This is a genomic window from Fructilactobacillus frigidiflavus, assembly GCF_044054575.1.
GTDB lineage: Bacteria > Bacillota > Bacilli > Lactobacillales > Lactobacillaceae > Fructilactobacillus > Fructilactobacillus frigidiflavus.
In genome coordinates this window covers 425233-436184 of record NZ_CP168716.1, presented here as the reverse complement: position 1 = coordinate 436184, position 10952 = coordinate 425233, and the positions used below count along the sequence as shown (strand labels likewise).

Genomic DNA, 10952 nt, shown 5'->3' with positions numbered 1-10952 from the left:
TATTAAGTTATTTTAAATTTTATTAAGTTAAATATATAGACATTTTAAACATGTGTCAACTAGTATCTTGGAAAAGCTATCATTTAAAAAAACACCCTTGAAAATATTCCAAAAAGAATATTTAACAAGGGTGTTTTTTAGATTTTAGTAGTTAGCAAAATTAGTCATTTGACCATTTTGATTGAAGTAGACCCAACCAAAGCCAAGGTTTTGCCAAGTGTTCGTAACTTTCAAATAAGTCACTGGATCAAAGTAATATTTTGAACCATACCAATCAAACAATCCGCTGACGATTTGACCGTTACCACCAAACATGTACCAATCGCCCCATTGTGATTGAACATAAGCATTATCAACCCGAAGATGTGTGATTGGATCAAAATAATAGTAAGTTCCAGCCCAAGCATATACGCCTGAAACAATTTGACCATTATCGCCAAACATGTACCAATCACCCCATTGCGATTGAACATAAGCATTGTCAACGCGGAGGTATGTTACGGGATCAAAATAGTAATAAGTTCCAGCCCATTGGTAAACCCCAGTGACAATTTGACCGTTATTCCCAAACATGTACCAATCACCCCATTGTGATTGAACATAAGCATTGTCAACTCGAAGATATGTTACGGGATCGAAGTAGTAATAAGTTCCAGCCCAAGCATATACGCCTGAAACGATTTGACCGTCATCACCAAACATGTACCAATCGCCCCAACGTGATTGCACGTAATTATCTTTAACGGCCGCATGATTTTGGTGATCAAAATAATAGTACGTATCGCCAACTTTGACAACATCCGTTTTAGCTAAACCATTGTCATCAAAATCATATAGATTATTATCAATCGTTTGAAGACCGGTCAATGGTTGTCCGTTTTGATCAAAGTACGTTTCATGATTATCACCATTCCAACCAGCATTGACCGTAATTAAATTACCCGCATAATCAAACAAATGACCACCAACTACTGACCAATCTTGAACTGTATTCCCTTGATTATCAATTACGTGATCATTAACCACATGATAACCATTTTGTTGTGCAGTTGCTTGACTGTTAGCAATCTCAACCGCAGTTGCTGCAATTGCTTGCGCTTTCGCTAATTCGGCTTGAGTTCTAGTTAAAGCCGCATCCGCATTCTGCTTTTCTTCTTGGAATTGAGCTAAAGTAGCAGTTGCCTCGTTTAAAGTAGCTTGATCATCAGCTAACTTTTGGGGAGCAGCTTGATATTGTTGGATCTTGTTTTCTAAATCATTTAATTGATTTTGGGCAGCATTTGCTTCTGCTTGAGCTTGATTATTAGCTGCTTTCTTATCTGCTAAATCATGATCAGCTAAATCAGCTAAACTTTGGTTAACTTGTAGATTGTGATTAGCATTATCAAGTACGTTTTGCCGCATTTGAGCATCCGTTAAAGGTGTATGCGCCCCATCATTAGACCATTTTTGCGGATCATCTAGATAGCTGTCATCCATTCCCAGTAAATGAATTTGATAAAGATTATCAAAAGAAACAGCCGTTTGGGTAGAACCGCCACGATAGTTTCCTAACAAGGACTCTGTATGCCCATAATGTGAACCAGCGTCCTTAAATAACATGTCAACCATGGTTTCATAAATGGCTTTTTTCAACCCATTCATATCGTTGGCATTATCATAAACTCGAAGATAATTCCAACTAATATTTTCGTAATAGTTACCACCAGTTGCTAAGCCATAATCCGCTGCAGCTTGACTAATCGCACTAACATCATGTTCGTTAGTTTGCTTGATGCTCCAATTATCTTTTTCATAACGATTTGCGACATCATTCGCAAATCCTTCAATTCCTTGACCACCAACGGTTACTTGATTAGTTCCCCATTGATCACGAACTTGGTTAAGCAAGTTTCCATAATAATTTTGAATTTCTGCGTTTTGTTCGGCACTAAGATGATTATAGTCCACGTAGTATTTATCAGAATCGTTATCAATAAAGTTATTATCACTGGAACCTTGCGCATTCCATTGGCTAACTTGTGCTTGATTAGCGGGTTGATAAAGATCCTTATTTGGTAAAGTAATTGATTCTGGCTTACTAGTTTCAACTGCTTTTTGGGCATTACTTTGAGCCGTTTGTGAGTTAGCTAAATTATCATGAGCTGAAGTAGCCGTTGCTTGGGCAACGTTTTGTTGTTGTTGCGCAACGTCGGCCGCTGCTTTAGTATCAGCTACTACCTTTTGTTGGTCTGCAGCAGCTGCTTGGGTAGCTGGTAAATTAGCTTCTGCTTCTTTCACTAGTTGTTGATCATTAGCAACGGCGTTTTTACCATCTTCTACCTTAATAGTTTGCTGATCTACGTTTTGCTTAGCATCATTAACGGCTGTCTGTGCTTGATTTTGCTCATTTTGAGCCGTTGTGACATTTTGTTGGGCCGTTGCCACATCAGGAATATTCGTATTTTGGTTAGTAATGTTAGTTGGAACATCTGTGTCAGCTTGAACAGAAAGACTATTCCCACCAAGGGCTAATCCACCGATTACAACTGCTGTAGTTAAGGCGACTCTAAGCCAACCACGTTTGGCTTTAATTAATTTAAAGTGTTTTTTATTTTCCAATGTTTTTCTCCCTAGCATTGTTACCTGATAATTATCTGTTATTAGCAGTTTACTTGGTTATCACTTAAAATTCAATCTAAAAGAGGCTGGGAAATAACTAGTCTTTATAACAAAAGTAGAAGTGAATTTTGAAAATTCACTTCTGCTTTTTTGTATTTTATAGATTTTAAAAGTAAATCCTTTGGATTTACCTAAGGTATTAGCCATTAATTTAGCTAATTTTGTTAGATTTAAACTCATAAGCAGTATTCCAATGTCATTTTCCACACACTGTTTCCCTCTTAAACGAACTCTTCGCACACCAAATACAGCTTTCATTCTACCGAAAACTGGTTCAACTTCTATTTTTCTTCTTGAGTAAATATCTTTACCAGGTTGAGAGTTCAAATTTTCTTTTACGAAATTTTTAAAGTACTCCCAATTTGGATTTACCTGAATCATTCTTTGGTTTCCCTTAGGTGTCTTAGATTTCTCAATTAATTCATAAGTTAATTGGAAAGGACTAGCTTTGTATATTTTGAAATTTCTTTCAAAATTATACTTATCGTGTCTTGTACTATAATTACTAAAATCAAATCTAACACCATTATGATCTATATAATAATCATTTAGTTCATCATATTTCCAATTTTGTCTCTTAGTTTCATCATTTTTATATGATCGTTTAGCTTCTTTTTTCATCATTCCGTACGGAATGAGCGGATTCTTTTCAAGTTCATCAATAATAAATATATAATTACTTTCACTTCCATAACCAGCATCAGCAACAATATTTTGGAACTCATCTAGAAAATGCATTGATGATAAAAATGGAATTAAAGTTCTAGTATCCGTTGGATTTGAAAATATATCATAGTGAAGTACAAATTGATTATTAGTCGCAATTTGTAAATTATAACCTGGCTTTAATTGGCCATTCATCATTGGATCTTCTTTCATTCTCATGAAAGTTGCATCATGATCTGTTTTTGAAAAACTATTTCTACCATTGAATATTTCTTGGTATTTTTCATACTTAGTTGTGCGAGGAAGGTAGTCCTTTTTCATTTTATTTGAGAACGATTTTAAAAGACGTCTTTTACGTTTATTACTAGAACCATTCTTTTGAACCTTTGGTTCATTTTCAATAGCAGTATTTAATCTATCAATTTCATCTTCAGTTTCTGATAGTAATTCTTTCAATCCTTCACTAGTAGATACATATTCTTTTTCCATTGCATTTACTACTTCTAGTTCAATTAAATCTTCATACATTTTAAATACTTTATCTTTCAAGATTGGTTGATATCTATCAACGGACTTTTTCCAAGTAAAAGTATATTTATTGGCATCTGCTTCAACTTTAGTTCCATCAATGAATAGTGCTTCATCTGATATCATTTTGTTATCAATTAAAAATCTAGTGAAATAAACAAACGACAATTTAATCATGTTTGAAGTTTGTTTGTTAGCTCTAAAATTATTTATAGTTTTATACGATACTGGGGTATCTTGTGTTAGCCATTTCATAGGAATGTTCTCTTGATTTAAAAGTTCAATTCCACGACCAGAATAAACTTTTCTAGAATAAGCAAATAAAATCATTTTTAGTAACATTCCAGGATAAAATGCTGGTCTACCAGTTGTAGCAGTACTTGTAATTAATAATTCCGTAGGAATTGAATCTACAAATGAAGATATTAATCTAGCAATATGAAATTTATCAATATTAAAATCAAAATTTAAAATAAATGATGTCTGATTCGTGTTAAAATTAGCATGCATGGAAATTCACTCCTTAAATAATGTTTTTGTCGATATTAATTTTACAGGGTGGATTTTCCTGTGTACATAACAAAATCAGCTAGATTCTGAATGATTTCAGAATCTAGCTGATTTTTTATTTAGAGGATAGTTTTTTCCCAGCCTCTAATTACTTTATGCTAACGAATCCCACGGAGCTAAAACAATCGGTGCCTTCGTTAATCCCTGTTTTATTTCATCACTAAGGTAGGATTTTTTTACCACGACTTCATAAGTGTAATCATCCATCCAGTTGTCAGCCATTACGAAATAACCTTGGTTTCCAATTTTAGCACCCCAACTGTTTTCCACTTTCCATTTCGTCGGTTTGCCATTCACGACATCAACTCCCGTCAACGTCATCGCATGTGAAACTTCGGCTTCATGATATCTCATCCGTTCCGCCTTACTCATCTTAGTATCGATGCCAAACAATTCATCTTGCAAAAATAAATTACTATCTAATATGCCTTTTTGCCGGTCCATTTGTTGTAAAACGTCATTACCAAACCAAATGGTCTCACCCGCTTGCAGTTGTTGAATGGCTGCTTGCTTAAGTTGATCCATCGGCGCATTTAAAAATTCAATCGGTTTGCCACCTTCCACGTTATCTTGGCTCGGTAACGCGTACTTTTCGCCGTACTTTTTATCAGGTGCATTGGCCAAAACGACGTATTGATCTAAATCCACGCCGATGTATTTCGCGTAAAATTCCTGTGGAGTAAGGCCTTGATCAAGATGATATTTTTTAGCATCATCACGATATTCCAAGTCAAATTTTGCGGGTGGTACTCCCACTGATTGACCCGTAATCCGATAAATTTCATCCATAAATTGTTGTTTTAATGAGGCAATTTCAGCATCCGTAGCCCCCTGATTAACCAACTCACGTAATTGCATCGCATCGTGACGCATTTTGTGATTTAATAGCATATCAAAAGCACTGGTATCTTCCGTGACCGCGGTTTCAGGAAAAGTTTCACGTGGAACAACCCCATACTTTTGCACTAAAGCGGCTGCCATAGCCCATTGACCACCATCAGTCCCAGGCGAGCTTAAATAAAAGGCCACTTCCCGATCATCGGTCGGCCGGCCAGCTAAGGCAATCATCCGGTCATAAAAAATATTAGCGCGTTCAATTTTGTCCCAGAAAAATAAGTAACTTTGGGATAATTCAAAATCTTTTACCTGATATTGCGTCGCAAATTGGTGCCGTAAAGTATTTAAAATGGAAAATAACCAGCACCGTCCACTATGTTTTTGGTTTGACACGGTTCCAGTAGGCAAATCAATCGAAAACGTATGATTCAATTTGGCCAAAACTTGGGCATTCAACGCCGTTTGATTAATTCCATTCGCCATGACGGCATTTGCCACAATTTTATGGCCTGGTCGCTGCTCTAATTTTTGTTGCATTTTTTTTAAAGCTGGTTGATTAAGTGGTTGATTAAATTTCATCGTCTTCATCCTTTATTTGTATTTATAAAAAAAGACGATCATTGTCATCTTTTTCAGTTAGTCACGATCATTGATGTTTTCCCGTTGTTGCTTTGTCGTATCCCACGGGAACGTTTTCACAACTCCGATAATCTTGTCTTTGGGAACAAAGCCCCAGTAACGACTATCATTGGAAACACTCCGGTGATCACCCATCACGAAGTATTGCCCCTTTGGCACTTTCACTGCACCTTGGTTTTGTTTCCAGTTCCGTGAAAGTGATTGCAAATCCCAATTTCCCGGTTGCATGTTGTATTCCGAACCCGTTTTTTGTTCGTCACTCCCAATGTAACTTTGGTCAATCTTGTGGTTATTAACATAAATGGCACCATCTTTGAAAGCAACTGTATCGCCAGGAACCGCGATGACTCGTTTTACATAATCAGTTCCGTTGGTTCCTAAGATATCTTTGACCAAGCCATCATTTTTCGCTGCTTGCGGATCAACTCCTGCGGCATTGAAGACTACCACACTGCCTCGTTTAATGTCAGCCTGACGCCAGACCATGATACGTTCGTTGTTAATTAGGTTTGGTTCCATCGAAGGGCCATCCACCCGTGCAACCGTGAAGAAAAATTGCTTAACTAGTAAAGCAATCGCTAAACCAATTATCACGGGCAGCACCCAACCTAGAATTCCTTTGATAGTTTTCATAATTTTCTCCTCAATCTTTCAGTCACATTTATTTTACCACTAATGTAAATTTCGCTGTAAAAACTGTTCCTTTTGAGCAAAAACCGTTTCGTTCATAAAGCCACTGGGTCCGTGGGGAGCATCCGCACTAAGCTGTAATTCAACGTGTTCTGAACCAATCTTTTGCGCTACCTCGGCTGCCAGATTAATTGTTTGTAAATAAGGCACGACCCAATCTTGTTTCCCCGCATACATTAAAACTGGGACCATCTGTTCCGTTAAATAAGTTTGCGGATTAACGGCCGCATTTAAGGCCGGCACATCGCTTGGTCGCTGGTTTCCCAACATCATCCCTTCAAAGGAATCAGCTGCGCCAGTTTCTGCAAACTTCGGCGTTTGCCCTAAAACGGCAAATTGCGCGGGCATCATGGCTAAATCATAAGGACCATAAGAAGCAATCACGCCGTTAACCTGGCTACTGTAAGCTAAATTACCGCCAAAATCACTTTGTAATTGCTGAGAACTTTCAGAAGCGGCCACCAACATTGCCAGTTGTGCTCCCGATGATTCACCCATCAGAAATATATTTTCATTATCCAAATGATATTGTTGGGCATGCGCACGAACCCAACGAATTACGGCTTTCAGTTCATAAACTGGATGAGGAAAAAGGGCCATCTGGCTTAAAGAATAGTTCGGACTAACCACTGCATATCCCCGCTTTAAAAGTTCAAGCGCCCCATTTAGTTTATTTGAACTCTTTTGCCCAAAGTACATCCCACCACCATGAACATCAATGATGACTGGGTAACTAGCTTGATGTTGATTAGGCAAATAAAGATCCAATTTATGCCGCTGACCACTTGCATATGGTAAATCCAAAAATTGACGTTCAATTCCCGTAGTATCAGCTGGTACAAAAGTCGGATGTCGCTCAATAAATTTAACCATTTGTCTCACCTCACGTTAATGATTCCTATTTTAGCATTGGAAGCTTAATTTTTGGTTAATTTGGCGGAAACAAATTGAAGAAACACGACGCTGACAATTAAAATAATTCCGACTAATTCAAAGCCGCCTAAGGCCTCATGAAGTGCCAAGACGCAGACAATCGTGGCCACTAACGGCTCAAACGAACTCAACATCTGGGTAATAGCAGCGGGAACAAATGCCAAACTTTTAATGTAGGCTAAACTGGCTAATAAAGTCCCAATCAAAACGACAAACATAATATTTAAACCAAGCGCTAAATTAAGGGCTGGCATGTGGCTCGTAACCACTAGTGGGGCCAGCGGTAATCCGCCTAAAAACATGCCCCAGCCCACGACCACAATGGCGTCATATTGTTGGAGTAATTTTTGTGGTAACACACTATAAAACACGGCTCCCACTGCGGACAAGAGTCCCCAGAAAATGGCTTGCGGTGACAGCACCAAACTATGTAGGTTTCCGTTTGTCACGAGTAAAAAAGTGCCCACAACACTCAGTAAAATCGTGCCCGTTTCCATTTTAGATGGAAGACACCGACAACAAATGGCTCCAAAAATAATCGTAAAGAGCGGGTTTAAAAACTGTAAAGCGGCTGCCGTTGCTACATTACTGAAGCTAATCGTTAAAAAGAACGAAAGTTGGGCGGGTAAAAAACCTAAAAAGCTAAATAAGAGCAGTTGTTTCCAATCTGCCGCGACTTGCCAAATTCCCATTACTTGCCGTTTCAAATGGGGATTGAGCCAGGCAAAAATTAGCATGATTAGCCCTGCTAGTAATAATCGCATTCCGACTAACCAAACCGGCGAAAAGCCTTTGGCAAATAAAAATTGACTGGATACTCCACTTAGACCCCAAAGCGAAGCTCCTAAAATTGCTAAAATTAATCCTTGTTTTCGTTTCATTGTACTCGTCCTCCATTAGATAATGGTTTTAATATATAATGGAAAACAAAATAACAAAAATTAATATTTTTTATTAAATTATAAGGAAAAGTTATATTATGAATAAATATCTGGCTTTAAAGCTTGTTTTAGAACACCAAAGTATTACGAAAGCCGCTAACATCATGGGCTATTCGCAGCCGGCCATTAGCCAAATGTTGAATAGTTTGGAACAAGAATTCGGTTTTCCAGTCCTAAGTAAACAACGGCAACACTTAAAATTAACCAAGGAAGGCCAAGCCATTTATCCGTTCGTTGTGAAACTCATTAATGACCACCAAGCCCTCTTAGATAAGCAACACGAAATTACTGATCAAGCCAATCGGCTAATTAGGATTGCCACGATTCCGAGTATTTCGCAGCAGTGGCTTCCCGAACTAATCAGTGCCTTTCAATTTCAAAATCCGAACGTTGATTTTTCCATTATTCAAGGTGATAACGTTAGTATTCCACAATTAGTGGAAAATGGCGATGCGGAATTAGGCATTTTAAACCAAGATGCGGCGCCCGATTGTGAGTGTGAATTTTTGCAGGAACAAACTTTGAAAGCGGTCATTCCCCAAAAATATCCAATTGCAGCTCAGGTAAGTGACTTAAAGTTAGCTGAATTAACCAGCTATCCCTATATCTTATTAGAAGAAGGTTTACACAGTGAGTCACTTAATCAGTTTCGAGCGGCTGGATTAAAACCGCACATCAAAATGCGCCTGCATGATCGTTTTTCCACGCTTTTAATGGTTGAACAAGGTTTGGGCTATACCATTATGCCCGTTGACCAATCGCTCGAAGACCAACATCAGATTCGGATTTTAAAAACCAATCCTAAGATTACACGGAAAATTGGCATTATTACGAAAAACGAAATCATTATGACTAGTGCCGCAGAAAAATTCAAAGCGTTTATTCAAAAACACGCTCACGAACTAACTTAAAACAAAAATAAGACAACACGGAAAGTTGTCTTATTTTTATGGATTTTAAAAGATTTGACGAATTACATTCATAACTTTAATAAAAACACGCTCAGAAACTTTTTCCACATACTGTGCGTGACGGGTCCGAAAATCAAAGGTATAAAATTGGAGCGCATTCACGTAACCGTCAACTTCTTTTCCTTTAACTGCAACTGACGTTACGTGGTTTTTTTGTCCGTGGGTAATCGGAGAAACCGCGACTAAACCCGTTCGGTCACTGTAATCACCTTTACTAAGGACTAAGGCCGGGCGGCGTTTCTTAATTTCCATGCCACTTTGGGGATCAAAATCAAGGTAGATAATGTCTTTTTGTTTGGGAATATATTCCTCAGTCATCTAATTTTTCCTCCCCCATAAATTTGCCAAAATCAAATTCGGCTTGCGAAAAATCAAGGTCAGCAAAGTCTGGACTAGAAAAAATATCTTGATACAACGGCGTAAACACAATCTCACCACTATCTAACTGCGTCACGTAATATTGATCACCTAAATTAAGCTTAATTTCATCGGTGACTGGTAACGTCATCTTCTGTCCACTACGGGTTACTCTAACAATATGTCTATCCATCGTCATTCCTCCTAATCCTATTATAGGTTAATCGTATTAAAAATTAGATAACCTTCGTTTCCTGATAAAGTTTTCTTTTACAATAAACGGTTTGGCGACTCACCCCCAAGGATTTTGAAATGGCACTATTTCCTAAGCCTTGGTCAAACATTTCAATCATTTTTTTAGCTAAAATTCGTCCCTGAGGATTATTTGAACTTAATGAATATTTAGTGCTTCCGCCTTTATAGACCCCATTTCTTTTTGCAATTTCAATTCCTTGACGTTGGCGCTCCTTGATTTTCTGTCGTTCAGCTTCAGCCTGATACTTATAAATTTCAATAATCAAATTGTTCAAAAGAGATTTTAAATTTAAATCAGACACCCCATCAAATGAAGGTAGTGATAACACTCTAAAGGTGGCTTGCTTTTCTCTAATTTGATTCATCACATTCGTAATATCGTTATTATTACGACCTAACCGATCCAAGTCTAAAACAACAATTTCATCATTAATATGCACAATCTGCAATAATTTTTGTAATTGAGGTCTTATTAAATTTTTCCCAGAAATTTTTTCTTGATAGATATATTCACAACCATCTTTTTTTAAAGCCTCAATCTGTCGATCTAAATTCTGATTTTCCGAACTAACACGTGCGTAACCGAACTTCATTCAAAATTCTCCTAATAAAAAATGTATTTTACATCCTACTTTTACATCTGCTTAATTTTAAAAATAACCTCTAAAATGATAGAAAATGCATGGATTTAAAAGCAGTACTAAAATTATACACTCAAAGGTATTATCAGGGTACACTCGCTTTTTACACTTACTTAGCAATATTTCTTGCTTGTCATAGAGTTAAATTTTTAGTTGATTTTACTATTAAAATTATCACAAAAAAATGTTATTACGCTTACTTTAAGTAATAACTAAATGATTTTTTATTGCAGTTAAAAACTAAATAGAGCTTAAAAAGTTCT

General features: G+C 37.1%; 10 protein-coding genes. 1 reads left to right on the top strand and 9 read right to left on the bottom strand.

The window, feature by feature from the left end:
- Nucleotides 1–144: 144 nt before the first annotated feature.
- The 6 genes from ACEPSS_RS02240 to ACEPSS_RS02215 all read right to left on the bottom strand — a co-directional run bounded on the left by ACEPSS_RS02240 (nt 145) and on the right by ACEPSS_RS02215 (nt 8405).
- Nucleotides 145–2601, bottom strand: a complete 2457-nt coding sequence (locus ACEPSS_RS02240; protein ID WP_395319799.1) for an SEC10/PgrA surface exclusion domain-containing protein — start codon at nt 2599–2601, stop codon at nt 145–147.
- A 60-nt stretch (nt 2602–2661) separates the two neighbouring features.
- Nucleotides 2662–4365 (bottom strand): IS1182 family transposase, encoded by a 1704-nt coding sequence (locus ACEPSS_RS02235; RefSeq protein WP_395319797.1) that lies wholly within the window; start codon nt 4363–4365, stop codon nt 2662–2664.
- Nucleotides 4366–4518: 153 nt separating this feature from the next.
- On the bottom strand, nt 4519–5841 hold the full coding sequence (locus ACEPSS_RS02230; RefSeq protein WP_395319795.1) for a C1 family peptidase: 1323 nt from the start codon (nt 5839–5841) through the stop codon (nt 4519–4521).
- A 57-nt stretch (nt 5842–5898) separates the two neighbouring features.
- Nucleotides 5899–6534: a signal peptidase I gene (lepB, locus tag ACEPSS_RS02225; protein WP_395319793.1), complete on the bottom strand. Its 636-nt coding sequence runs from the start codon at nt 6532–6534 to the stop codon at nt 5899–5901.
- A 39-nt stretch (nt 6535–6573) separates the two neighbouring features.
- On the bottom strand, nt 6574–7464 hold the full coding sequence (locus ACEPSS_RS02220) for an alpha/beta hydrolase fold domain-containing protein (RefSeq protein WP_395319791.1): 891 nt from the start codon (nt 7462–7464) through the stop codon (nt 6574–6576).
- Nucleotides 7465–7508: 44 nt separating this feature from the next.
- Nucleotides 7509–8405 (bottom strand): DMT family transporter, encoded by an 897-nt coding sequence (locus ACEPSS_RS02215; RefSeq protein ID WP_395319789.1) that lies wholly within the window; start codon nt 8403–8405, stop codon nt 7509–7511.
- 98 nt (nt 8406–8503) lie between these two features.
- Between ACEPSS_RS02215 and ACEPSS_RS02210 the strand changes: the two genes are divergently transcribed.
- Entirely contained in the window at nt 8504–9376 is an 873-nt protein-coding gene (locus ACEPSS_RS02210; protein ID WP_395319787.1) for a LysR family transcriptional regulator, read from the top strand.
- A gap of 45 nt (nt 9377–9421) precedes the next feature.
- On the opposite strand, the gene ACEPSS_RS02205 is transcribed toward ACEPSS_RS02210, so the two are convergent.
- Genes ACEPSS_RS02205 through ACEPSS_RS02195 form a run of 3 tightly spaced genes read right to left on the bottom strand, consistent with a single transcriptional unit; the run spans nt 9422 to nt 10641 of the window.
- Complete coding sequence (locus tag ACEPSS_RS02205) at nt 9422–9754, bottom strand: type II toxin-antitoxin system PemK/MazF family toxin (RefSeq protein WP_395319785.1); 333 nt, start codon at nt 9752–9754, stop codon at nt 9422–9424.
- Nucleotides 9747–9986 (bottom strand): hypothetical protein, encoded by a 240-nt coding sequence (locus ACEPSS_RS02200; protein ID WP_395319783.1) that lies wholly within the window; start codon nt 9984–9986, stop codon nt 9747–9749. The genes ACEPSS_RS02205 and ACEPSS_RS02200 overlap by 8 nt, the downstream gene beginning before the upstream one ends.
- Nucleotides 9987–10029: 43 nt before the next feature.
- Nucleotides 10030–10641: a recombinase family protein gene (locus tag ACEPSS_RS02195; RefSeq protein WP_395319781.1), complete on the bottom strand. Its 612-nt coding sequence runs from the start codon at nt 10639–10641 to the stop codon at nt 10030–10032.
- Nucleotides 10642–10952 lie beyond the last annotated feature (311 nt).

Excerpts from the sequence above, each read along its gene's own strand:
- ACEPSS_RS02210 (WP_395319787.1), top strand. The coding sequence starts at position 8,504 with ATGAATAAATATCTGGCTTTAAAGCTTGTTTTAGAACACCAAAGTATT.
- ACEPSS_RS02205 (WP_395319785.1), bottom strand. The coding sequence starts at position 9,754 with ATGACTGAGGAATATATTCCCAAACAAAAAGACATTATCTACCTTGAT.
- ACEPSS_RS02230 (WP_395319795.1), bottom strand. The coding sequence starts at position 5,841 with ATGAAATTTAATCAACCACTTAATCAACCAGCTTTAAAAAAAATGCAA.
- ACEPSS_RS02235 (WP_395319797.1), bottom strand. The coding sequence starts at position 4,365 with ATGCATGCTAATTTTAACACGAATCAGACATCATTTATTTTAAATTTT.
- ACEPSS_RS02200 (WP_395319783.1), bottom strand. The coding sequence starts at position 9,986 with ATGGATAGACATATTGTTAGAGTAACCCGTAGTGGACAGAAGATGACG.
- ACEPSS_RS02220 (WP_395319791.1), bottom strand. The coding sequence starts at position 7,464 with ATGGTTAAATTTATTGAGCGACATCCGACTTTTGTACCAGCTGATACT.
- ACEPSS_RS02215 (WP_395319789.1), bottom strand. The coding sequence starts at position 8,405 with ATGAAACGAAAACAAGGATTAATTTTAGCAATTTTAGGAGCTTCGCTT.
- lepB (WP_395319793.1), bottom strand. The coding sequence starts at position 6,534 with ATGAAAACTATCAAAGGAATTCTAGGTTGGGTGCTGCCCGTGATAATT.
- ACEPSS_RS02195 (WP_395319781.1), bottom strand. The coding sequence starts at position 10,641 with ATGAAGTTCGGTTACGCACGTGTTAGTTCGGAAAATCAGAATTTAGAT.